Source organism: Pokkaliibacter plantistimulans (assembly GCF_003194385.1).
Classification (GTDB): Bacteria; Pseudomonadota; Gammaproteobacteria; order Pseudomonadales; family Balneatricaceae; genus Pokkaliibacter; species Pokkaliibacter plantistimulans.
Window position 1 is genome coordinate 32,871 of sequence record NZ_LAPT01000005.1, and the last position, 23,373, is coordinate 56,243.

The 23,373-nt window shown below is 50.8% G+C and carries 20 protein-coding genes; all 20 read right to left on the minus strand.

Going from position 1 to position 23,373, the window contains the following annotated elements; all coding sequences use genetic code 11:
* Positions 1–39: 39 nt before the first annotated feature.
* The 20 genes from WH50_RS01780 to WH50_RS01875 all read right to left on the minus strand — a co-directional run bounded on the left by WH50_RS01780 (position 40) and on the right by WH50_RS01875 (position 23,366).
* On the minus strand, positions 40–894 hold the full coding sequence (locus WH50_RS01780; protein WP_110185760.1) for a peptidoglycan DD-metalloendopeptidase family protein: 855 nt from the start codon (positions 892–894) through the stop codon (positions 40–42).
* The gene (locus WH50_RS01785) at positions 894–1,820 is read right to left on the minus strand and encodes a polyprenyl-phosphate transporter (RefSeq protein WP_110185761.1); all 927 of its coding nucleotides are present in this window, start codon (positions 1,818–1,820) and stop codon (positions 894–896) included. Before WH50_RS01785 ends, WH50_RS01780 begins: the two co-directional genes overlap by 1 nt.
* Before the next feature lie 26 nt (positions 1,821–1,846).
* On the minus strand, positions 1,847–2,512 hold the full coding sequence (locus WH50_RS01790) for a protein-L-isoaspartate(D-aspartate) O-methyltransferase (RefSeq protein WP_459536949.1): 666 nt from the start codon (positions 2,510–2,512) through the stop codon (positions 1,847–1,849).
* A gap of 78 nt (positions 2,513–2,590) precedes the next feature.
* Entirely contained in the window at positions 2,591–3,628 is a 1,038-nt protein-coding gene (gene truD, locus WH50_RS01795; protein ID WP_110185762.1) for a tRNA pseudouridine(13) synthase TruD, read from the minus strand.
* Positions 3,625–3,909, minus strand: coding sequence for a cell division protein FtsB (ftsB, locus tag WH50_RS01800; protein ID WP_104156291.1), 285 nt, complete (start codon positions 3,907–3,909; stop codon positions 3,625–3,627). The genes truD and ftsB overlap by 4 nt, the downstream gene beginning before the upstream one ends.
* A 210-nt stretch (positions 3,910–4,119) precedes the next feature.
* The gene (gene eno, locus WH50_RS01805) at positions 4,120–5,415 is read right to left on the minus strand and encodes a phosphopyruvate hydratase (protein WP_110185763.1); all 1,296 of its coding nucleotides are present in this window, start codon (positions 5,413–5,415) and stop codon (positions 4,120–4,122) included.
* Positions 5,416–5,550: 135 nt separating this feature from the next.
* Positions 5,551–7,179, minus strand: coding sequence for a CTP synthase (locus WH50_RS01810; RefSeq protein WP_110185764.1), 1,629 nt, complete (start codon positions 7,177–7,179; stop codon positions 5,551–5,553).
* 169 nt (positions 7,180–7,348) lie between these two features.
* Entirely contained in the window at positions 7,349–8,698 is a 1,350-nt protein-coding gene (gene tilS, locus WH50_RS01815) for a tRNA lysidine(34) synthetase TilS (RefSeq protein WP_110185765.1), read from the minus strand.
* 13 nt (positions 8,699–8,711) lie between these two features.
* Positions 8,712–9,665: an acetyl-CoA carboxylase carboxyltransferase subunit alpha gene (locus WH50_RS01820; protein ID WP_110185766.1), complete on the minus strand. Its 954-nt coding sequence runs from the start codon at positions 9,663–9,665 to the stop codon at positions 8,712–8,714.
* Between the two features lie 106 nt (positions 9,666–9,771).
* On the minus strand, positions 9,772–13,260 hold the full coding sequence (dnaE, locus tag WH50_RS01825; protein WP_110185767.1) for a DNA polymerase III subunit alpha: 3,489 nt from the start codon (positions 13,258–13,260) through the stop codon (positions 9,772–9,774).
* 76 nt (positions 13,261–13,336) lie between these two features.
* Complete coding sequence (gene rnhB, locus WH50_RS01830; RefSeq protein ID WP_412053240.1) at positions 13,337–13,930, minus strand: ribonuclease HII; 594 nt, start codon at positions 13,928–13,930, stop codon at positions 13,337–13,339.
* Positions 13,927–15,081, minus strand: a complete 1,155-nt coding sequence (lpxB, locus tag WH50_RS01835; RefSeq protein WP_110185769.1) for a lipid-A-disaccharide synthase — start codon at positions 15,079–15,081, stop codon at positions 13,927–13,929. Before lpxB ends, rnhB begins: the two co-directional genes overlap by 4 nt.
* Positions 15,081–15,851 carry an acyl-ACP--UDP-N-acetylglucosamine O-acyltransferase gene (gene lpxA, locus WH50_RS01840; RefSeq protein WP_110185770.1) on the minus strand — a complete coding sequence of 257 codons (771 nt, stop codon included), beginning with the start codon at positions 15,849–15,851 and terminating at the stop codon, positions 15,081–15,083. Before lpxA ends, lpxB begins: the two co-directional genes overlap by 1 nt.
* Positions 15,852–15,853: 2 nt before the next feature.
* Positions 15,854–16,312, minus strand: coding sequence for a 3-hydroxyacyl-ACP dehydratase FabZ (gene fabZ / locus WH50_RS01845; protein WP_104156300.1), 459 nt, complete (start codon positions 16,310–16,312; stop codon positions 15,854–15,856).
* A complete protein-coding gene (gene lpxD / locus WH50_RS01850) occupies positions 16,299–17,360 on the minus strand; it encodes a UDP-3-O-(3-hydroxymyristoyl)glucosamine N-acyltransferase (RefSeq protein ID WP_110185771.1) in 1,062 nt (353 codons plus the stop codon). The genes fabZ and lpxD overlap by 14 nt, the downstream gene beginning before the upstream one ends.
* 12 nt (positions 17,361–17,372) lie before the next feature.
* Complete coding sequence (locus WH50_RS01855) at positions 17,373–17,879, minus strand: OmpH/Skp family outer membrane protein (RefSeq protein WP_104156302.1); 507 nt, start codon at positions 17,877–17,879, stop codon at positions 17,373–17,375.
* 17 nt (positions 17,880–17,896) lie between these two features.
* Positions 17,897–20,257, minus strand: coding sequence for an outer membrane protein assembly factor BamA (gene bamA, locus WH50_RS01860; RefSeq protein ID WP_110185772.1), 2,361 nt, complete (start codon positions 20,255–20,257; stop codon positions 17,897–17,899).
* Between the two features lie 41 nt (positions 20,258–20,298).
* On the minus strand, positions 20,299–21,645 hold the full coding sequence (rseP, locus tag WH50_RS01865) for an RIP metalloprotease RseP (RefSeq protein WP_110185773.1): 1,347 nt from the start codon (positions 21,643–21,645) through the stop codon (positions 20,299–20,301).
* Between the two features lie 148 nt (positions 21,646–21,793).
* On the minus strand, positions 21,794–22,597 hold the full coding sequence (locus WH50_RS01870; RefSeq protein ID WP_110185774.1) for a phosphatidate cytidylyltransferase: 804 nt from the start codon (positions 22,595–22,597) through the stop codon (positions 21,794–21,796).
* Positions 22,590–23,366 carry an isoprenyl transferase gene (locus WH50_RS01875; protein WP_459536950.1) on the minus strand — a complete coding sequence of 259 codons (777 nt, stop codon included), beginning with the start codon at positions 23,364–23,366 and terminating at the stop codon, positions 22,590–22,592. Before WH50_RS01875 ends, WH50_RS01870 begins: the two co-directional genes overlap by 8 nt.
* Positions 23,367–23,373 lie beyond the last annotated feature (7 nt).

The following is a 23,373-nucleotide window of genomic DNA, read 5'->3' on the forward strand; positions in this document are numbered from 1 at the left end:
GATAGCGAAAGACTAACAGCTGTAGAAAAAATAGCCAGCCTAACGTTTGGGCAAGTAACTCAGTGGATTCACCGGTTGCCCATCCTGCCTGATTTCAAAATAAAGCATGCCTGACTTAGCTTCTGACTGCCCCATTTCAGCAATCACATCACCACGTTTGACCTTCTGCTGTTCACGCACAAGGACTTTCTGGTTATGTGCATACGCGCTCAGGAACTCCTGATTATGATTAATAATTACCAGATTGACGTACCCTCTGAGCCCGTTACCCGCGTACACAACCACCCCATCTGCAGCGGCACGCACCGGACTCCCCACAATTCCTGCAATATTTATACCCTTGTCGCTATTACGATTTTGTGAAAAGGTGCTGACCACCTTACCAGACACAGGCCATTGCCACGTGAGACCGCTCTTGCTGGTCGCGGTTGGACGGTCATCACCGGCAGCCACGCTGACGGCACGTGAGGGTGACGTTTTACTGCTACCAACCGTACTTCCCTTGCTACTTTTCTCCACATCTTTGCTACTGCTGGTTGATCCTGAAATACCTGTGGAGGTTGAGGCTAGCGGCCGAACGGTAGTGCTTTGCACTCGACCGCCTGACTCTGCACTCACCAGCGTTGACCTGCTCAACTGTAACGTCTGTCCAGGATAGATAGTGTACGGTGCCGGTATGCTGTTCTGACGTGCCAGCTCCTTGTAATCACGACCATAGCGATAGGCGATTGAGTACAGAGTCTCGCCAGTCTTGACCACATGTTTACCGGCAACATCACCCGCATGAGCACGGGCAGAAAGATCGCTGACTGGTGCATATTTGCTGTTGCTAGAGCAGCCTGCAAGCAGCATCAACATCACCAGTACAAAACCTCTTATTGCTATGTTAGACATCAACCACGCGCCTCCTGAACAGAAGCAGCTCTGGACAATCCCAAAACAACCATCACTCCCAGTAACATCAGAGCCACCACCGCGAACGTCATAGGAGCCTGGCCAGTCAATCCTTGATAAGAGTGAGGCAATACACTGTCTTGTAACAAAGGCACAGACTGACCATGACTATCGAGCCGATAGGCTCGGGTAATCTTCCATGGCCACACTTTCCCTAACGAACCCACCATAAAGCCCGTCAAAATCGCCAGAGTCATTGCACGATAATGTTGTAAGCACCAGCTGAGCACACGTGAAAAAACCATTAACCCGGTAACGCACCCACAGACAAAGATCAGGAGCGTCGAGAACTGGAGCTGTTTAACCGCGGACAGGACGGGTTGATAGAGTCCCAAAATAAGCAGTATGAAACTGCCAGAAATGCCGGGCAGGATCATCGCGCAGATGGCTATTGCTCCACCGATAAACAAATTGAAAGATGTTGGAGACAAAGAAAATGCAAAACCCTGAGTTAATATCCAGCCCAGCAGTACACCCAGCACGAGACTCAACAGCGTGTCAGTCCGCCAACGTTCAACTTGACGTGCAATCAGCAAGCAAGATGCCATGACCAGACCAAAGAAAAATCCCCAGATCAATAGAGGATAAAACTCGAGCAGCCAGCTAATACCTTTGGCCAGAGTCAGAATACTGGTCAGTATTCCCGCTAGCAGTACTGCCAGAAATGAACCATTCGCCTCTCGCCAGGTAGCCGGCAAGCCTTTGCGAAATAGTGAGAAAAACAAACGCGGATGGATATTGCGAATGGTCAGCAGTAGCTCTTCATAGATACCGGAAATAAAGGCAATCGTTCCACCAGAAACACCGGGAACAACATCTGCCGCCCCCATAGCCATGCCCTTGAGAAAAAGAAAAATACGTTCCATAAAAGGGATTCATTCCATTAGATCAATTAGCGTAGACGGCCCTTGAGCAGAGGCACAAATCGAACAGGTTCCAGCACTTCTTCATGATATTGGTCTTGTTGACGACGGATACGCCGCAGTGACTGCGCCTCCTGCCCTCCAACCGGAATAACCAGTACGCCACCTTCCGCCAGCTGAGCCAGAAGCTCGTGCGGCACCTGCTCGGCGGCGGCAGTCACCAGAATTGCATCGTAGGGGCCTTTTTCTGGCCATCCGACAGTACCGTCCGAGTAGCGGGGAAACACATTATAAACTTTCAACTGTTGCAGACGCTTGCGGGTCCGCTCATGTAAAGGCCGAATGCGCTCAAGAGTGTATACATGCTCTGCCAGAGCAGCCAACACGGCACTCTGATAGCCTGACCCGGTTCCGACTTCCAGCACCCTTTCTATTCTTCTGGCCCCCAGAATAAGCTCTGTCATTCTGGCGACCACATAAGGCTGGGATAAAGTCTGCTGATAGCCAATTGGCAGTGCGGTATCTTCATAGGCACGATGTGCCAAAGCCTCATCGACAAAAAGGTGCCGTGGGATGCGAAGCATCACATCTAACACCTCCTGGTCGCATATCCCCTGCTCCAGCAAGCGAGCAATCATTCGCTCGCGAGTTCTGGCAGAGGTCATACCGATACCATCCAACTGGAAATCAGTCACTCCTACTCCTGAATACAGATCATTGGGCCCAACTACAGACATCTTTGCCAGCATTCATACCGAGAATGCCCGAGAAAATTATCCAGCATCCGACTGATTATGAACAACGCACAATTCACGTATCACCGAGGTAGCAAATCCACCACGGGGCAAGCTGAAAGACAGACTCAGGCTGTCCTCCCTCAAATCAGACTGAATGTTAACCGGACGTAACTGTAACGCTCGTCGCTCATGGTGAAGGCCGAAAGACTCAAGACCGGTACACCAGGCTAGCCATGGCGATATGACGTTCTGCTCAAATGACTCACAGACACTGCGGCAACCGTATCCCTTACCCCATAGCGGCCCCGTCGGCTCCACTTGCCCCATTGCACACGCACTCAGTAGCTCCTCACTGACCTGCTCGACAATGGATACCGAATTACTCGCTTGATTATAAACTGCCTCCCCCGGCAACAGCGTAGTCCAGGTGCCGAGGGCTATGCGCTCGCTCAGCACTTGATTGAAAATAAAACTCCGCGCCGTAGATAGAAACAACCCACGCTTATAAGGTGATAATCGATCCAGCTCCCCCGCAAATAACCGCTCAACCATCTGCAGGTTATAGCCCTCTCGCCCAAAGCGCTGCTCACCAAAATAATTCGGAACACCTTCAAGGCCAATGCGTTGCAAGCGCTCTGGTAAAGAGCCCAACTCACCTCTCAACTGATGCAGGTGAATCTCAAAATGATTGCGTAGATGCATACCACGTTTCAGCTTGCGACTGTGACGTACACAGCGAAGGATACGCATATTCTCGTGCTGAAAGCCCGCTATATCTGGCATGCTTTTGCCAGGCAGATGAAGACTGAACCACTGACTAGTCCGAGCATTACGATCCTTCATGCCTGAATAGCTGACAGCACGCAGCGGCAACTTGAGCCACTTGGCTAATACTCGTGCAGCATCATCTGTATTGAGTTCCCGTTTTTCAACCCAGACATAAAGGTGTTCGCCCTGCCCTTCAGGCTCAAACCCCAGCTCCTCAATAACTACAAAGTCCTCAGGAGAAACTTTAAGCTGCCCCTGCACTGCTGGCATCGATACGGCATAGCGCCAATCAGGTAACAAACTCATGGCTGCTTTTCTGGCTCCAACAACAAATAATAGGTCTCACCTTCCCGAATCATGCCCAACTCACTGCGTGCCCGCTCTTCAATTGCAGCCATACCTTGCTTGAGATCATCCACTTCAGCTTCGAGTAAATTGTTACGATGCTCCAAACGCTCGTTAAGTTGCCGCTGCTGCTGTATAGAGTCTTTCAGAGCCCAGAGGTCCGGCAAACTCCCCTCTCCCCACCAGAGTCGATATTGCAATCCTGCACAGAGCAGCAACAGGACAAGTACCAGACGCTTCATTTGTTTCGCTTCCCACCGTGTTCATTAGCGCTACGAACACTTCATGCCGCCCTTTATTCAAGCCTGAACAAAGAAGCAGGACAAAATAAAGCCTTATGCTAACCAACCCCCAACCGTCAGGGAAGTAAGTTCCCACTATCAAGTTGCAGGTAACCGTTTTGAAAAAGCAAAAAAAGGGGAGCTCAGCTCCCCTTTTCAATTCAGTCAAACTTATGCCTGACCTTTGATCTCTGAACGACCGCGATAAACAGCTTTGTCGCCCAGCTCTTCCTCGATACGCAGAAGACGGTTGTACTTGGATACACGATCAGAACGGCACAGAGAACCTGTCTTGATCTGCCCGGCCGCGGTACCTACTGCCAGATCGGCAATAGTGGTGTCTTCAGTCTCACCGGAACGGTGAGAGATTACTGCGGTGTAGCCAGCCTCTTTGGCCATTTTGATCGCATCAAGCGTTTCAGACAGCGAACCGATCTGGTTGAACTTGATCAGAATGGAGTTGCCGATACTCTTCTCAATACCTTCTTTCAGGATCTTGGTATTGGTCACAAACAGGTCGTCACCAACCAGCTGAACGCGGGTACCAATCTGCTTGGTCAAAATCGCCCAACCTGCCCAGTCCGACTCATCCAGACCGTCTTCGATAGAAACGATAGGATATTTCTGCGACAGATCGTCCAGATAGTTCACGAAGCCAGCAGAATCAAAGGCCTTACCTTCGCCAGAAAGCTGATACTGACCATCTTTGTAGAATTCAGAAGAGGCACAGTCCAGCGCCAAGGTGATGTTGTCACCCAGCTGATACCCAGCGCGGGCCACCGCTTCCTGAATGACAACCAGTGCTTCTTCGTTGGAGCCCAGATTAGGTGCAAATCCACCCTCGTCACCAACCGCAGTATTCAGGCCGCGCTCAGACAAGACCTTTTTCAGGTTGTGGAAAATTTCTGCACCGTAGCGCAATGCTTCAGCAAAACTTGGAGCGCCTACAGGCTGTACCATGAACTCCTGAATGTCCACGTTGTTGTCAGCATGCTCTCCACCATTGAGGATGTTCATCATAGGCACAGGCATGGAGTACACACCGGGGGTACCGTTGATGTCGGCGATATGCTGATACAGCGGGATATTCCTGGCGGCAGCCGCTGCTTTGGCACATGCCAGAGAAACAGCCAGAATTGCATTGGCGCCAAGGCGGGCTTTGTTCTCGGTACCATCAAGGGCCAGCATGATGTTATCGATTTCACGCTGATTCACCGCATCCTTGCCCAGCAAGGCTGCACGAATTTCAGTGTTGATACCTTTCACTGCGGTAAGAACACCTTTGCCTAGATACCGGCTCTTATCGCCATCACGCAGCTCAAGCGCCTCGCGCGAACCAGTCGATGCGCCAGACGGGGCACAGGCACTGCCAACAGTACCACAAGACAGAATTACATCCGCTTCGACAGTAGGGTTGCCGCGGGAATCCAAAACTTCACGTGCTTTGATATCGACGATTTGAGTCATACCAATGTCTGCTCCCTGTTAAAAGGTGGCTGATAAAATCCGGGGGATACTCACTATGAGTTCCCGGCAAAGTTGTCGAACCAGTCCGATACAGCCAACTCCAGAGGTATTGCCCCTGGAGAGCCCGTTAGTATTTTATTGTTTATCCGAATAGTCCACCGCTGCCTGGATGAAACCTGTAAACAGCGGATGACCATCACGAGGAGTAGAGGTGAATTCAGGGTGGAATTGGCAGGCCACAAACCAGGGATGATCTGGCACTTCAACCACTTCGACCAATGCACCATCCATTGAGCGACCGGAGATGGTCAGACCTGCATCGGTCAAACGCCCCAGATAGTTATTGTTAAATTCGTAACGATGACGGTGACGCTCACGAATGACATCACTACCGTAACATTTGTAAGCGTGAGTACCTTCCTGCAGACGGCACTCCTGCCCCCCCAGACGCATGGTTCCGCCCAAATCAGAGCCCTCGTCACGCACCTCGACTGAACCGTCTTCTGCCACCCACTCTGTAATCAGAGCAACAACGGGATGCGAGCCTTTGGGTTTGAATTCGGTGCTGTTGGCGCCTTCGAGCTTGGCAACGTTACGAGCGAACTCGATGACCGCCACCTGCATTCCTAGGCAGATGCCAAGATAGGGAATACGGTTTTCGCGAGCATACTGCACAGTACGAATCTTCCCTTCCACACCACGCTCACCAAACCCACCGGGAACCAGAATCGCAGAAACACCTTCCAGACAGGATGTGCCTTCACGCTCCACCTGTTCAGAGTCGATATATTTGATGGTGACTTTGGTATTCGCATGCAGTCCAGCGTGCTTGATTGCTTCAATCAGGGACTTGTATGCGTCCAGCAGATCCATGTACTTACCCACCATCGCGATGGTGACCTGATGGGCTGGATTTTGTTCACGATCCACTACCCAATCCCATTCACGCAGATCTGCTTCACCACAGTCCAAGCGGAACTTATCAACCACAATCTGATCAAGCTTCTGCTCATGCAGCATGCGCGGAATAGCATAAATGCTGTTGGCATCAGGCAGACTGATAACAGCTCGTTCTTCGACGTTAGTGAACAAAGCAATCTTACGACGCTCAGGTGCTTGAATAGTCACCTCAGAACGGCATACCAGAATATCTGGCTGAATGCCGATTGAGCGTAACTCTTTCACCGAGTGCTGAGTCGGTTTGGTTTTAGTTTCGCCTGCGGTGGCGATATAAGGCACCAAGGTCAGGTGCATGAAAAGTGCTCGCTCGCTACCCAGCTCCACACGCAGTTGGCGAACGGCTTCCAAAAATGGCAGAGACTCGATATCACCGACCGTACCACCAATTTCCACCAGCGCCACATCGGCCCCTTCAGCACCATCAATAACCCGGCGTTTGATTTCATCGGTAATGTGAGGAATAACTTGAACTGTCCCCCCCAGATAATCACCGCGACGTTCTTTACGCAGCACGTGCTCATATACACGCCCTGTGGTGAAGTTGTTCCGTTGCGTCATATGGGTGCGGATAAAACGCTCATAATGACCAAGATCCAGGTCAGTTTCCGCACCGTCGTCGGTGACAAATACTTCACCGTGCTGGAAGGGGCTCATGGTACCTGGGTCCACGTTGATGTATGGATCCAGTTTGAGCATGGTCACCTTGAGACCTCGAGCTTCTAGAATCGCGGCCAAAGAGGCAGAGGCAATGCCTTTCCCCAATGAGGACACGACGCCGCCCGTGACGAAAATATAGCGCGTCATTGAAAACCTGTACGTTTCTGCGTTGTGGGAATAGAGAGGTGACGATGATGTCATCAAGATGGGACGTCAGGATAACAGAACTACCTCATCCCAACAATGGCAGAATCCCGTCAGACTGAAGCACAATCGAGATGATCAGCACCTTTATGGTGCAAATATAGGCAGCAACTCAGGTGTGTTCACGCTGCCACGTCAACCACCAGCCGCACTCGTCTGCCTGAGCGACCCAACCCTGAGCCGGATGCGTTGCTACTGCCACCAGCTCATTATCACAATACAGCAAAGGTATAAGTGCCCTTTCCCAGGGAGGAATACCACGCCCCTGCAAATAATGCTTCAGGCTTACTTTATGCGCGGCGCCCGCCGGTTGCCATGACTCTCCCCCCTGACGGAAGCGCACTTCCCAGCAAGCCTGAGGATCAGCCCGCACACCACAGCCCTTCACGTCACTAACGATTAACTCGCCGTAAGGTAAGAGAGTTCTGGTTTGCAGCACACGACTTTGCGGAAGAGAAATATTTCCCAGCCATTCGGGAACAAAATAAAGACGCTGCCGATATCGGCGTAATTGCCAGCCTTCCCAGCTCAGCTGCGGCTGTCGATCATCAGCGGCTTCAACAAACTGTGATAGCTTCGCTTTGACAGAGACTGGGGGCGGCAAGGCACCACGGGCCAAAAACCAACAGCGCAGCACATTGAATTGCCTGGACTGACTCAACGCAGCCCATGCAGGTAGCGCTAACGATAAATCAGACGCCAGCCAGTCACACTGACGCATGTCCAACTCCGCCAACTCCTGCAGCAAGGATGAAGCCTCATCACAGGCTTCTATCGAACGCCGTAAACGAGCGTTCAAAGATGGCCAGCGTTGCGCCAAACGAGGCATAATCTGATGGCGCAGATAATTACGGTCATATACCTCTAAGGCATTGCTCGGATCCTCAATGGGCTCCAGCTGCCACTGACAGGCATACTCTTCAAGCTGCCGGCGCTCAATATGCAACATCGGCCGCACCCAATACACCCCATCACTAGTACGCACTTCAGCCATAGCCGCCAGCCCCGTCGGGCCGCTACCACGCATCAGTCTCAGCATCAGCGTTTCACTCTGGTCATCGGCATGCTGCCCTAAAAGCAACACATCACCGGATTTGGCGTGAGCGCTAAAAGCCGCATAGCGTGCATCACGAGCACCGGCCTCAACGTTTGCTGTGGAAACCGCAACGCGAAAAGCACGATAGACAAATCCATAGCCAGCGGCCAAGCGCGCTACCTGAGCCTGCCAAGTGGAAGCTCCTGCCTGCAGACCGTGATTGACATGCCAGACCTCGACAGGGCAATACAGGCAACCACTGCTGACAAGGCGCCAGGTTAGATGCAGCAACACTTGTGAATCCAGGCCACCGCTAACCGCTATTACCAGCCTGCGAGGGGCCAGATGCTTTAGCCCCACCAGAAGCCCTTGCGGTTCAACGGTCTGCCAAGATGAAAAAAGCCGGGTAGACCCGGCTTTTTTCATGGAGGTAAGAAGATTATTCGAAAGAGCCAAAATTCATCAGCCGCTCATAGCGCTGCTCCAGTAGCTCTTCCTGCGTCAGACCGCGTAACTCGTCCAAGGTTTCCTGCAAGGCCAGCTTTAGATTAGCGGCCATCAAGCGAGGATTACGGTGACTGCCACCCAGTGGCTCATCAATCAGACGATCAACGAAACCCAACTCCTGAAGGCGACCCGCTGTCATTCCCATTGCTTTTGCGGCTTCCGAAGCTTTCTCTGAACTTTTCCACAAGATAGAAGCACAGCCTTCAGGAGAGATAACTGAATAGACTGAATACTCCAGCATCAGAAGGCGGTCACACACACCAATAGCCAGAGCACCACCAGAACCACCCTCGCCAATGACAGTAGAAATGATAGGGGTCTTGAGGCGCGACATCACCGCAAGATTGAAGGCAATGGCCTCACTCTGCCCGCGCTCTTCTGCATCAATGCCAGGCCAGGCTCCGGGCGTGTCAATGAAGGTCAGGATGGGCAGGTTAAACCGTTCCGCCATTTCCATCAGGCGCAATGCTTTGCGATATCCTTCAGGGCGAGGCATGCCGAAGTTGCGGCGTACTTTTTCACGTACGTCACGGCCTTTCTGTTGGCCAATGATCATTACCGGCTCGTCGTCCAATCGTGCAATGCCACCAACAATCGCAGCATCGTCAGCGAAGTGACGGTCACCATGCAGCTCATCAAAATCAGTAAAGATGTTCTTGATGTAGTCCAGCGTGTAGGGACGCAGAGGATGCCGTGATAACTGGGTTATCTGCCAGTCACTCAGGTTGGAAAATACCTGCTCTGTCAGGCTGGCGCTCTTTTCTTCCAGCTTGGCAATCTCTTCTGTGATGTTGAAGTCATTGCTGCTGCTCACCAGACGCAGTTCGTCGATTTTAGCCTGAAGATCAGCAATAGGCTGTTCAAAATCCAGATAGTTTGGGTTCATTACTCGTTTCCGCTAATGCAGCCAGCCCCTTGGGGCGTCAATAATGGCTGCCTACCATACGCTTTTCTTGCCTGGGAGTCGAGACACCCCGACCCGCTCAAAATGTTCAACGATAGACCAGTTTCACTGACTGTTTACCCAGCTGAGAAGTCAGGGATAACAGCAGTTCATCCGCTACTTTTACTCGCCAGCTCTCACCACAAACCACAAAAGCCTCAGCCTCCTGCTGCTTGTAATGGATACGAATCTGGTTGCCTTCCTGATCCCGATAGGGAGCAAGCATGGCTTGAATCGCTTGTATCTCGCGAGCCTGCAGTCCTTCACAGGACAGCTTGAGCTCAAGATGCTTGGCATGTCGGGCCCGTGCCTCCTCGATAGAGAGCAAACGCTTGGCACGAACACGCAAACCGCCACTGAAGTCATCCTGACTGACATCACCTTCAATCAGAATGACAGCATCCTTACCTAACACTTCACGATGCTGATGATAGAGCTCACCAAACACCGATACCTCTACCCTGCCAGTACGATCATCCAATGTAACAAATGCAAGGGTCTCCCCCTTTTTGCTTTTCATTGTTCGAACCCCTACCACCAGCCCGGCAAGCAACTGACTTTCACGACTAGGTTTCAGGTCTGCCAGACGCACCTTGACCATGCCTTTGAGCTCATGCTCATAAGCATCGATAGGATGCCCTGTTACGAATAGCCCCAACGTATCTTTTTCACCATTGAGGCGTTCCTTGTCGGGCCACTCCTCCAATGACAAATAGCTGGAGTACAGGGTGTTGTGATCATTGGCCGCAATAACATCACCAAACAGATCAAAGACACCACTGTCAGAGTTACGTGCCTGCTGATCAGCAGCCTGCAGAGCATCACCAATGGCAGCCCAGAGCACCGCTCTGCTCGGACCAAGCTTGTCCAGCGCCCCGGAGCGAATCAACGCTTCAAGCACTCGCTTGTTGAGCTTTTTCGCTCCGACGCGCTCACAGAAGTCAAACAGGTCAGTGAAAGCCCCTCCATTCCGGCGCGCCTCCACGATGGCTTCGATAGGTCCTTCACCCACCCCTTTGATCGCACCCAATCCATAGACGACTTCACCCTTGTCATTCACGGTAAACATGAAGTCGGAAGCATTCACGTCGGGCAATACCAACGCCAGCTTCATGTTGCGGCACTCCTCTATGAGGATGACCACCTTATCCAGGTTATGCATATCCGCAGACAACACCGCGGCCATAAAAGGTGCGGGGTAATGACGCTTTAACCAGGCAGTCTGGTATGACACTAATGCATATGCGGCAGAGTGAGACTTGTTAAAGCCGTAACCAGCAAACTTTTCCACAAGATCGAAGATATTACCCGCCAGATCCAGGCTTATATTGTTGCTGGCACAACCATCAAGAAATACCGAGCGTTGCTTGGCCATTTCCTCCGGCTTTTTCTTACCCATCGCACGACGCAGAAGATCCGCACCACCGAGGGTGTATCCCGCCATCACCTGCGGGATCTGCATCACCTGCTCCTGATAGAGGATGATGCCGTACGTTGGTTCAAGGATGGGTTTCAGCGATTCCAGCTGGTAGTCAGGATGAGGCCAGGCCAGCTCTGCCCGTCCATGCTTACGGTTGATGAAGTCATCCACCATGCCTGATTGCAGCGGCCCCGGGCGGAACAGCGCCACCAAGGCGATGATATCTTCAAAACAGCTGGGGAGCAGGCGCTTGATCAGCTCCTTCATCCCTCGCGACTCCAACTGGAATACTGCTGTGGTGTCGCCTCGTTGCATCAGCTTGTAGGTTTCGCCGTCTTCCAGATCTATACGGGCAATATCCAGAGGTGCCTTGCCCTGCTTGGCATGAATGGCATTGATCGTCTCCAGTGCCCAGTTGATGATGGTCAGGGTACGCAGACCAAGAAAGTCAAACTTGACCAGCCCCGCCTCCTCAACATCACCTTTGTCATATTGGGTGACGAGCCCTGAGCCATCAGCTTCACAGTAAAGTGGGGCAAAATCCGACAACTTGGTGGGCGCTATAACCACCCCACCAGCATGCTTACCAACATTTCGGGTAATACCTTCCAGCTTGTAAGCCATTTCCATTATTTCTTGCGCTTCTTCGTCACCATTGACAAAGTCACGCAGCGCTTCTTCCTGCTCCCAAGCCTTCTTCAGTGTCATCCCCACTTCGAAAGGAATGAGCTTGGACAGTTTATCACCCAGACTAAATGGTCGCCCCTGCACACGAGCAACATCTCGCACCACCGCTTTGGCTGCCATAGTGCCGAAGGTAATAATCTGCGATACCGCATTACGTCCATAACGATTGGCAACGTAGTCGATAACCCGGTCTCGATTATCCATACAGAAATCGATATCGAAGTCAGGCATGGAGACACGCTCAGGGTTGAGAAAACGCTCGAATAGCAGATCGTATTTCAACGGATCAAGATCAGTAATTTTCAATGCATAGGCAACCAGAGAACCTGCACCCGAGCCGCGGCCAGGCCCTACTGGAATGCCGTTGTCCTTAGCCCATTGAATAAAATCCATAACAATCAGAAAGTAACCGGGAAACCCCATCTGATTGATGGTATTGAGCTCAAAATCCAACCGCTCGACGTAAAGCTGCTTTTTCTGTGCGTACTCTGGGTCATTGGCATCCAACAGACTCTGAAGGCGCCACTCCAGACCTTCGTGAGAGATTCGGGAGAAGAAGGAGTTGATTGTCTCGCCTTCAGGGATCGGGTAGTCCGGCAGGAAGTAAGTACCGAGTTGAATGTCAATGCTACATCGACGAGCAATGGCCACACTGTTCTCCAACGCCTCCGGCAAATCGGCAAACAACTCGGCCATTTCATCTGCACTGCGCAGATACTGTTGCTGTGAGTACAACTTTGGTCGCCGCGGGTCGGCCAGCGTCATGCTCTGGTTGATGCTAACGCGCGCTTCATGCGCCTCAAAGTCATCTTCCTTGATAAACACCACATCATTGGTAGCCACCAACGGCACCCGGAATTTTTCGGCCAGCGCAACACAGGCGTGTAAGCAGTTTTCCTCCCCCTTACGTCCAGTACGCTGCACTTCCAGATAGAAGCGATCAGCAAATATGCCTAACCAGAACTGCAACATGCGCTCCGCATCAGCCTGCTTGCCAGCGTTCAAAGCGATACCGATTTCGCCGTATGCACCTGCCGATAACGCAATCAGACCCGCGTTCTTCTCTGTCAGCCATTCGCGCTTGACCACTGCAATCCCATTCTGCTGGTTAAGTTGGAAGCTCTGAGAAATCAACTCCAGCAGATTAGCGTAACCTTGCTTATTTTGGATCAATAACAACATACGAGCGGGAGGCTCACCAGCCACCTCGGCCTCAAGCCAAATATCACAACCACAAATCGGCTTAATTCCCGCCCCCTTGGCAGCTTTATAGAATTTGACGAAAGCGCAGCCATTGGAACGATCAGTCAAGGCAACAGCAGGCATCCCCTTGTCCTTGGAGGCGTTAACCAGATCCTTGACCCTGACCAAACCGTCAACAAGGGAAAATTCAGAGTGGACACGCAGATGCACAAATGCCGGTGTAGTCATGACTAGCCTTGATTATGTTCTGAGTAAAAAGAAGAAGAGTATATCGCTGAAACAGTGCGGCAAGCCTAATTGGCCTCTACGACAGCGTATCCGACAAGAGTTTTTTCACGGGAGCAAAGCTGCGCCGATGTAAAGGCGTAGGGCCGAGGGCTCTTAACGCCTGTAAATGACTGACTGTAGGGTAACCCTTATGCTGTTCAAGCCCATAGCCAGGGTAGATCAAGGCCCACGTTTTCATCGCTCGGTCGCGACTGACTTTTGCCAGAATAGAGGCAGCACTGATCGCTTCGACCTTGGCATCACCACCGACGACAGCCTCACAGGGAATATTCAGTTGAGGGCAGCGATTGCCATCAACCATGACATAATCAGGCTTGATGTGCAGAGCTGCAATCGCACGCTGCATGGCGAGCATGGTGGCATTGAGGATATTCAACTCATCAATTTCTGCAACCGATGCAGAAGCGATAGCGTAGCTTATCGCGTCGACACAAATCTGCTCATAAAGCCGCTCGCGTCGACTTTCACTCAGTTTTTTTGAATCTGCTAATCCAGCAATTGGCTTGTTGGGATCAAGAATCACTGCGGCAGTCACTACATCACCAAATAAAGGACCACGCCCTACTTCATCAATACCGGCAACCAAACCACCAGCAAAGATCATGCTCATCTGCATAACGTGCCTCGCTCGATCAGTAGTCTCTCAATCGTGTCTGCAGCGGTCTCGCCCCCTCCCGCTCGCAACAGATGATGCAAAGCGGTGAACTCCTCTATCAGCGGACCAGAGAAAGGTTCTCTAAGCATGGGTAAAAGCTGCTGTGCGACACGATCAGGAGTCACCTCATCCTGAATCAACTCTGGCACCAGACGTTTACCGGCCAGCAGATTAGGCAAACCGATGTGTGCAACCTTGACCATTCTGCGGGCAATACGATAAGTCAGTGCAGCTAGGCGGTAGGCGATTACCATAGGTCGTTTGTAAAGGGCAGCCTCCAGAGTCACTGTCCCGGATGCCACCAGAAGGGCATTGGATGCAGCCATGCACTGTGAGGCCTGCGCCGTTGCACAGATCCACTGGCCAGGAAAGCCAATGGCGCGCAGCTCTGCCTCGCGTTTCTCATTGGCAGGCACCAATACGACTTGCAACTCCGGCAGTTGTTGCTGACAGAGCTTGGCAGCCTGAATGAAGATCTCACCCAAGCGCTTCACTTCACCACCACGGCTGCCTGGCAGTACACCCAATACAGGTCGATCCGCATTCAACCCAAGCAAGAGACGTGATGATGCCTGCTCTACGGTCAAGGGAATCTGCTCTGCCAATGGATGGCCCACATAGGTAACGGGAATACCTGAACGTTTGTAAAAATCCGCCTCGAAAGGCAGAAGTGTCAGCATGTGATCAACAGCTCTGGCAATTTTCTTCAGCCGCCATTGTTTCCATGCCCATACTGAAGGGCTGACATAATGAACCGTGAGAATTCCCGCCTTGCGCAGCACAACCTCCAGACCGAGATTGAAATCAGGAGCATCGATACCCACAAAGACATCTGGCGGATTTGCCAGCCAATGGTCACGTAGGCGATTTCGCGCCCGAACCAGGCTGAAAAGATGTGGTAACACCTCAATCAGCCCCATAATACTCAGAGCTTCCTGAGGATAGAGGCTTTTAAGACCGGCACTGAGCATTCGCGGACCACCGATACCTTCGAACTCGGCATCAGGAAAGCGCTTGAGAAGAGCTGACATCAAGTCAGCTCCGAGAATATCACCCGATAACTCGCCCGCCAGAATGGCAACGCGCAAAGGTCGAGACACCGACATCAACGAGCAATGCCGCGACTTGCCTGTTGTAATGAATCCAGCAGAAGCTGTATTTCAGGGCAGTCAGCAGTCATTGACTGCAACTCGTCCATGGCCTTATCGAGTGTATTACCTTGGCGATAGACGATTTTGTAAGCCTTGCGCAGAGTCTTCAGCGCGTCGTCCGAAAACTTACGCCGCTTCAAGCCTTCCACATTGATGCCATGAGGCTGCAACGGATTTCCGCTTGCCATGACATAAGCAGGCACATCTTTCAGTACCAGTGAGCAACCACCGATCATGGCATGGGCGCCAATACTACAGAACTGATGCACTCCCGCCATTCCACCCAGAATCGCCCAGTCACCGACCTTCACATGCCCGGCCAGCCCCACCGTGTTAGCCAGGATAATATTGCTTCCTAACCGACAATCATGTGCTACATGCACGTAGGCCATCAAAAGATTGTCATTTCCCAGTTCGGTCAATCCTTCGTCCTGAACGGTACCACGATGCAGCGTACACCCCTCACGAATGACATTGCGGTCACCGATGATCAATCGAGTTGGTTCACCCCGATACTTCTTGTCCTGGCATTCCTCACCAACAGACGAGAATTGAAAGATCTTGTTATCCTTGCCGATGTGACATGGCCCCTTGATAACAACATGTGAGTGAATAACTGTACCTGAGTCTATGGTGACATCAGGCCCGATATAAGACCAAGGACCGACCTCCACATCGGAAGCCAACTGCGCCTTTGGATCAACGATGGCTTGAGGGTGAATCAAAATCAGACTTCCCTTACCGCGCAAGTAATAACAGTAGAAGCAACTTCTTTGCCTTCTACCAGTGCAAAACACTCAAACTTCCAGATATTACGCTTCACCGATAACACTGAAGCATTGAGCTCCAGACGGTCCCCTGGCACCACCGGTCTCTTCAAACGCAGCTTTTCGGTTCCGACAAAATAATAGATCGCACCATCCTCAGGTCGCTTATCAATCATTTTGAAACCGAGAATGCCAGCCGCCTGCGCCATTGCTTCAATGATCAGTACCCCGGGCATAATGGGGTGATCTGGAAAATGGCCATTAAAGAAAGGCTCATTGATGGTTACATTCTTATAGGCACTAATGCGGCTGCCAACAAGTTCACCATCTTCAGAGGGAATAATTTCAACCACTCTATCCACCAAAAGGAAGGGATAGCGATGGGGGAGAAACTCCCGAATTTCGTTAATTTCCATCATCGAGTGAACCTTTATCTTCAGAATTAGAATGCAGCTTTTTTTCCAGCTGCTTAACCCGCTTGGCAATATCATCCAGATTACGGAACCGTGCTACGTTCTTGCGCCATTGCGCATTTGTAGTCAATGCAGTACCGGATGAATACACGCCAGGCTCACGTATCGATGCACTGACAAGGCTCATCCCGGTGATATGTACGTTATCACCAATTTCCAGATGCCCTGCGACACCCACTCCACCGCCAAGGGTACAGTGCTTTCCAATAATGGCACTGCCAGCTATCCCAACGCATCCGGCGATGGCAGTGAAGTCACCAATCTGAACGTTGTGCGCAACCTGGACCTGATTGTCAATCTTGACACCATTACCCAACCGAGTTGGCTCAAGAGCACCGCTATCAATAGTAGTATTGGCGCCAATTTCCACATCATCGCCAATCTCAACACCGCCCAGTTGAGCAATCTTGATCCAACGCCCCTGATGGGGTGCAAAGCCAAAACCATCAGAACCGATGACTGCACCACTGTGAACGAGAACGCCATTACCCAGTCTTACATTGGAATAAAGAGTGACTCGTGCCATCAGATGGCACCCATCACCAATGATGCTTGCAGTCCCCACGGAGCATCCTGCCCCGATGATGGTGTTCGCACCAACCATCACAGCTTCGCCAATAACGACGTTAGCGCCTATCGATGCGCTAGGGTCAATACTTGCACTGCTAGCAATCACCGCACTGGGATGAATACCGGCAGGAGGATTAATATCCGTGACAAACCAGTGAGAAATACGTGCGTAACCAAGGTAAGGATTGGCCAGAACCAGGGCATTGGTTGGACATTTTCCTAACAGATCCTGTCCAATAATGACGGCACCAGCGTGGGTATCCTGCAGATCTTTGGCGTATTTGGAGTTAGCTAGAAAGCTGAGCTGGTCAGCTTTAGCGTTACGGAGAGTAGCCAGCCCCCGAATCGGGAGCTGGCCGTCACCATGAAGATCAGCCCCAAGATGGCTGGCGATCTCACCAAGAGTGAATGTTTTTGAAATCAAACGCAGGTCCCGTTATTTGGACTTATTCAGCAGATCAACCAAGGTCTTAGTCATGTCTGCATCAGGTGCAACATAAACAGTGCCCTGTTTGTTAAGAATGACCTTGATATTCTTCTGATCAATCATCTGACGAATGAGTTTATCCAGCAAAGCCCGGTTATTATCCAAAAACTCCTGCTGGCGATCTGCACGGCCGGACTGAACCTTCTGCTGCAGGAACCGATACTCAGAGACCTTATCCTGCAACGACTGCTCCATTTTGCGGCGGTCAGTGTCTTTCATCACTGAACCATCCTTCTGCAGCTGCTGCTGACCAGACTGAATATCACGAGCCAATCTTTCCAAGCGTCCTTCGCTGTCAGAAAACTCTTTATCCAACCCTTTCATGAATGTCTTGGCACGCTCGGAACTGAATAATGCCTGAGGCACGTCCAGTACAACCACATCAATTGCATGCGCAACAGATGCCAGAGACAGACCCATACCTACGAGCATGGCACTCGCCCAGGTCTTCATCATTTCACTCCTTTAAAAAATCAGAATGTTTGCCCCAGAGAGAACTGGAAGCTTTGCTTACGGTCACCGTCTTGCGCATTCAATGGTTGGGCAATGACAAATGACAGAGGCGCAAATCGCGTGAGCCACACAACCCCAACACCTGTTGAGTAACGAATATCGCCCAGATCAATATTCCGGCTGCAGCTGGAATCAATGCTGCGATCACACTTCGTATCGTAGACGTTACCTGCATCAAGGAAGAACAGACTACGGATAGAGCTCTTATCTTCAAAGTAAGGAACAGGGAAAATGAATTCTGCGGTACCAGCCACTTTCACGTTACCGCCTACAGCATTACTGCTGGTATCGGAGCCATCACATGGAGAATCCGTTCCTTCGATACATGGGGTCCCCTTGGGCCCAACCGATCCAGTCTTAAAGCCACGCAATGAGCTGATACCGCCCAGATAGTAGTTCTCATAGAATGGCAGCTTGGTCTCTCCACCATAGCCATCGCCGTAACCCAAGTTGGTGCCCAAGTGTACGGCATAGCCTTTCTGACCGATGGGCCAATAAATGTCACCCTTGTAGCCAAGTTTGTAATAGTCGAGCGTACTACCAGGCAGAGCCACATCAAGACCAGCACGTTGGTAAGTACCATCTGTAGGCATCAGGGTGTTGTTCAGGCGGTTACGATTCCAAGCGACGCTGCCCAAGAATTCGTTATAGCTGTCACCGTAATTATCCACGTACTTGATAATTTCACGGATCGGAGAAGATCCAAGATCAATACCTACTTTTTCATAGCCAATGGTGCCAGAAATGTTGGAGTCTTCGTCCAGAGGATAACCCAGTGTCATATTGGCGCCGACCTTACTCATCTGGTAATCACTGACATCTTCCTGGTCATAGTCAGTCTTACGATAGTAAACACTGAAGCCTCGCGACACTCCATCGACGGTATAGTAGGGATCTAGATAGTCGATACTATAGTCAGTGCGCACTGAAGAACGGGTCAGAGAAAAGCTTACTTGATTACCTGAACCCAGGAAGTTTTTCTGCGATACATCAAAGCCAAAGATAAGCCCTTCTCCCTGCGCAAAGCCAATAGAGGCTGACAGAGATCCTGATGCCTGCTCTACCACAGAATAGTTCAGGTCGACCTGATCCGAAGTATTGGGAACGGGCGCCATATCAAGGTTAACCTCAGAGAAATAACCAAGGCGTTCAAGGCGCTTCTTCGACTTGTCAACCAGATCAGTATTGACCGGGGCCGCTTCCATTTGCCGCATTTCACGACGCAGCACTTCGTCAGCAGTTACGGTATTACCTGTAAAGTTGATACGTCTTACATAAGTACGGGTCTGAGGATCAATGAAATAGGTGACGTCGACCGTTTTGCTATCGTCATGCACTACCGGCACAGGGTTAACGTTTGCGAATGCAAAACCATCATGCCCCAAACGGCCCTTTAAACGATCCACGTCTTCAGTAATAGTTTTCCGGGAGAACAACTCACCGGACTTAACTTCTACCTGCTTCTCCAGCTCAGCCTGACCCAGGCTCAAATCACCCTCAAGTGACACCTTGCCAATGTTGTACTGATCACCTTCATGAACATTGATAGTGATAAAAACACTCTTTTTGTCAGGACTAATGGAAACCTGAGTAGATTCGATATTGAAATTTACAAAGCCACGATCCTGATAGTAGGAACGTAAGCGCTCCAAGTCGCCTGAAAGCTTCTCCCTTGAGTACTTATCATCATCAGTAAAAAAGGACAGCCAGTTACTAGTACTTAACTGGAACTGCTTAAACAGTTCGTCTTTACTAAAGTGTTTGTTTCCCACGATATTGATGTGAGAAATCTTCGAGACGCTACCTTCCTTGATCTTGATATTAATTTTGACACGGTTATTGGGAGCATCTTCAACGGAAGCGGTTACCTTCGCTCCATATCGACCTTGAGCAAGATACTGCCGCTCTAATTCAGCCTGAATTCTGTCTAGCGTTGCACGCTGAAAAATTTCACCTTCTGCCAGACCCTGTTTCTTCAGACCATCCTTCAATGCATCTGTCTTGAGGACCTTGTTACCTTCTATATCGAGCAAACTGATGGCTGGACGCTCTTTTACGGATACAAAAAGAACGTTGTTTTGGCGTGATATATCAACATCCTGATAGTTGCCAGTAGCAAAGAGACTACGGATCGCAGAAGCCACCCGGCTATCATCTATCGTGTCACCGACGCTGATGCCCATAGCAGAAAAAACGTTGCCCGGGGCGAGGCGCTGCAGCCCTTCGAGCTTGATGTCTTGAACTTTGAATGTGTCAGCCCACAACGCTGTAGACACCCCTAAACAGGCGCCGAAAACCAAAGTGTGTACTAGTCGCTTCATGCTAATCCAGGGCTTCATTGCTCAATTAAATGAGCGCCATATTACAAACGCATCAAATCATTGTACAGAGCCAGCAACATGACACCGCCGAGCACCACCATACCAAAGCGTAAAGAAATCATCTGCACGGTGTCAGATACAGGCTTACCCTTGACCATTTCTGCCAGAAAAAACAGCAGATGACCGCCATCCAGCATAGGAATCGGCAACAGGTTCAGTACACCGAGACTAATACTCAGATAGGCAAGGAAGGAAACAAAACTCTCCAGCCCTGAAGATGCAGATGCCCCCGCAACCTTAGCGATAGTAATCGGCCCACCAAGACTTTCTACGGACATCAAGCCTGAAACCAGCTTACCTACCGATGCAACCATCAGACTGACCATTTCTGATGTCTTGTGAAGCGCCTCGGCAAATGCATCCACGGCACCGTAATGAATGGTTCGCTTCATGGCATCAGGCCAGACAGGCACCTGTGGAGCAGCGCCAATGTAACCAATCACCCGACCATCGACGTCACTGTTCTTACTATGAGGTGTCAATGTCAAACCAAGCTGCTGTGCACCTCTCATCAGGGCAACTTGCATTGACTGGCCGGGATGCCTCTGCACGATATCCACCCACTGACTCCAGCTGGATATTGCAACACCATCAACGCCCAGGATTTTGTCTCCCGCCTTCAGGCCTGCTGCCTCAGCAGCTTGCCCCGGCACCACCTCACCAATAATGGAGTCCCAATGCGGCCGCCAAGGTAACATGCCGATACCATTTAAAAGATCCGGCTCAGCCTCTTTTGCCAGCCATTGTTCAATAGGCAGCTGATAGTGAATACTCTTGCCATCGTTCGCTTTTACATCCAGAGCTACACTGGTAGTTTCCCCGATCAGCGCAGCTAACCGGGTATTTACCTCTTCCCAGCTTCTGACAGCATGCCCATCAATAGCAGTTATTTCTGCATTCACTGGCACCTGCACCAATGCTGCAGGCGAACCCGGAACCACTTCCCCAATCACTGGCACAATAGTCTGAACACCGATGACGAACAGCCACCAGTACACCAGTACTGCAAAGATGATATTGATCATTGGCCCGGCAGCCACAATGGCAAAACGCTGAAAAACAGTCTTGGTGTTAAAGGCAAACGCACGCTCAGACTCCGCGACCTCTCCTTCCCGCTCGTCCAGCATACGCACATAGCCACCCAAGGGAATGACAGCAATACAAAATTCAGTACCATGACGATCATGCCAGCTAAGTAAAGGCTTTCCGAACCCAACCGAGAAGCGCAGCACTCTGACTCCACAGCGACGAGCAACCCAGAAGTGTCCATATTCGTGAATTGTCACCAGGATACCCAAGGTGACGATCAGGGCGATCAGATTCGTCATCGCTCAACCTTTAAGAACCATTACCTACCAGACAGATTTGAGCACCAAATACTGCAATTGGGCAAAAACCGACGAAAAACATCAAACCACCATCCATCGGACTTCATTGAAGTGAGACAAGCTTCAAGCTTACCTGTGCAGTAAAAGATTAAACCCATCCAAGCATCCAGATAGCAAAGACATAGCATGGCAAAGCGGCACACAAACTATCAATACGATCCAGAATACCGCCATGACCAGGCAACAACTTGCCGCTGTCTTTCACTCCCACTGCTCGTTTGCACATGCTTTCAAGCAGATCGCCCAGTATAGATACCAGCACAATCGGCATACTCAGCACCCACAACGAAGCAAAAGACAGAGGCAATATAGACAAGGAAGAAAACACGACAGCTAGCAGACTAACTGTCAGAAAAGCACCGGCAGCGCCCTCAAGGGTCTTACCGGGGCTAACCTGAGGTGCAAGTTTGGTCTTCCCGAAACGTTTCCCGGCAAGATAAGCGCCGGTATCAGCACCCCAAACCAAAAACAACAAATAGATCAGCCAGGAAGCAAAATTGGCTACCGCATTAAGCCAGACCATAGCTACCCATAGCGGAACAAGCACCCACCAACCGATCAGGGTCATGAATCGCCTGGTATGCCAGCCTTGGGCTTGCGGATAACGAACAACCCAGTAAGCCGCAATCAACCAGAACAATACACCAGGGAGCAACAACCATACTTGTACACTCGACAACAGACTTAGCAGTACGAGGCTCCCGCCAATCACTGCTACGTAAGCACAACGGTCGCGCAAATCGCGCATACCCGCCAAAGAACTCCACTCCCAAGCACCGAGTACAACAACCAAACCGGTGAATAACTGAAAGCTCAAGCCATGTAAAAAAAACAATCCCCAGAAGACGATTGGGATCAGACACAGCGCAGTGATTAAACGAGTCTTAAACACCTTTCATGGCCTCTACTTGCTCAGTAGTATGACCAAAGCGCCGCTGGCGCCCAGAGAAGTCAGCAACCGCTTCCAGCAGCTGCTTCTCACGAAAGTCAGGCCAGAGCGTTGGTGTAAAGTAGAATTCCGTATAAGCCATCTGCCACAACAAAAAGTTGCTGATGCGCTTTTCACCACCCGTACGAATGCACAAATCCGGGGCTGGCAGATCCCCCAAACTCACAGCTGCGTTAAAAATATCTTCTGATATATCGTCACACGCCAACTCGCCAGCCTGAACCTGAGCGACTAATTTCTTGCATGCATTAACGACATCCCATTGACCGCCATAGTTGGCAGCCACAGCAAGAACCAGCCCAGTGTTATTGCAGGTTAATGCCTCTGCGCTATCAATCAGCTTGTTAAGCTGCACACCTAAGCGCTCACGCTCACCTACAACCCTGAGTTTGACGTTACTCTTGTGTAATTTTTTGACCTCACGCTCAAGCACATACACAAAGAGTGACATTAACGCATTAACTTCATCTTCTGGCCGTCGCCAGTTTTCACTGCTAAAAGCAAACAGCGTCAGTACCTCGATACCATGCTTGATGCAGGTATCAATGACTGCACGAACTGACTTTACTCCTGCCTTATGACCTGCCACTCCCGGCAGAAAGCGTTTTTTTGCCCAACGATTGTTTCCATCCATGATTATGGCTACATGACGAGGGACTGTACTCAGGGCAACTTCCTTAGACATAGAGAATACGACACTCATGCACTGCATCGTTTGC

Coding starts and splice junctions, on each gene's coding strand:
- eno (WP_110185763.1), bottom strand. CDS start 5,415: ATGACTCAAATCGTCGATATCAAAGCACGTGAAGTTTTGGATTCCCGC.
- WH50_RS01780 (WP_110185760.1), bottom strand. CDS start 894: ATGTCTAACATAGCAATAAGAGGTTTTGTACTGGTGATGTTGATGCTG.
- tilS (WP_110185765.1), bottom strand. CDS start 8,698: ATGAAAAAAGCCGGGTCTACCCGGCTTTTTTCATCTTGGCAGACCGTT.
- rseP (WP_110185773.1), bottom strand. CDS start 21,645: ATGACGAATCTGATCGCCCTGATCGTCACCTTGGGTATCCTGGTGACA.
- ftsB (WP_104156291.1), bottom strand. CDS start 3,909: ATGAAGCGTCTGGTACTTGTCCTGTTGCTGCTCTGTGCAGGATTGCAA.
- lpxB (WP_110185769.1), bottom strand. CDS start 15,081: ATGTCGGTGTCTCGACCTTTGCGCGTTGCCATTCTGGCGGGCGAGTTA.
- dnaE (WP_110185767.1), bottom strand. CDS start 13,260: ATGACTACACCGGCATTTGTGCATCTGCGTGTCCACTCTGAATTTTCC.
- rnhB (WP_412053240.1), bottom strand. CDS start 13,930: ATGAGCATGATCTTTGCTGGTGGTTTGGTTGCCGGTATTGATGAAGTA.
- WH50_RS01875 (WP_459536950.1), bottom strand. CDS start 23,366: ATGCAGTGCATGAGTGTCGTATTCTCTATGTCTAAGGAAGTTGCCCTG.
- bamA (WP_110185772.1), bottom strand. CDS start 20,257: ATGAAGCGACTAGTACACACTTTGGTTTTCGGCGCCTGTTTAGGGGTG.
- fabZ (WP_104156300.1), bottom strand. CDS start 16,312: ATGATGGAAATTAACGAAATTCGGGAGTTTCTCCCCCATCGCTATCCC.
- WH50_RS01785 (WP_110185761.1), bottom strand. CDS start 1,820: ATGGAACGTATTTTTCTTTTTCTCAAGGGCATGGCTATGGGGGCGGCA.
- WH50_RS01820 (WP_110185766.1), bottom strand. CDS start 9,665: ATGAACCCAAACTATCTGGATTTTGAACAGCCTATTGCTGATCTTCAG.
- WH50_RS01855 (WP_104156302.1), bottom strand. CDS start 17,879: ATGATGAAGACCTGGGCGAGTGCCATGCTCGTAGGTATGGGTCTGTCT.
- WH50_RS01810 (WP_110185764.1), bottom strand. CDS start 7,179: ATGACGCGCTATATTTTCGTCACGGGCGGCGTCGTGTCCTCATTGGGG.
- truD (WP_110185762.1), bottom strand. CDS start 3,628: ATGAGTTTGTTACCTGATTGGCGCTATGCCGTATCGATGCCAGCAGTG.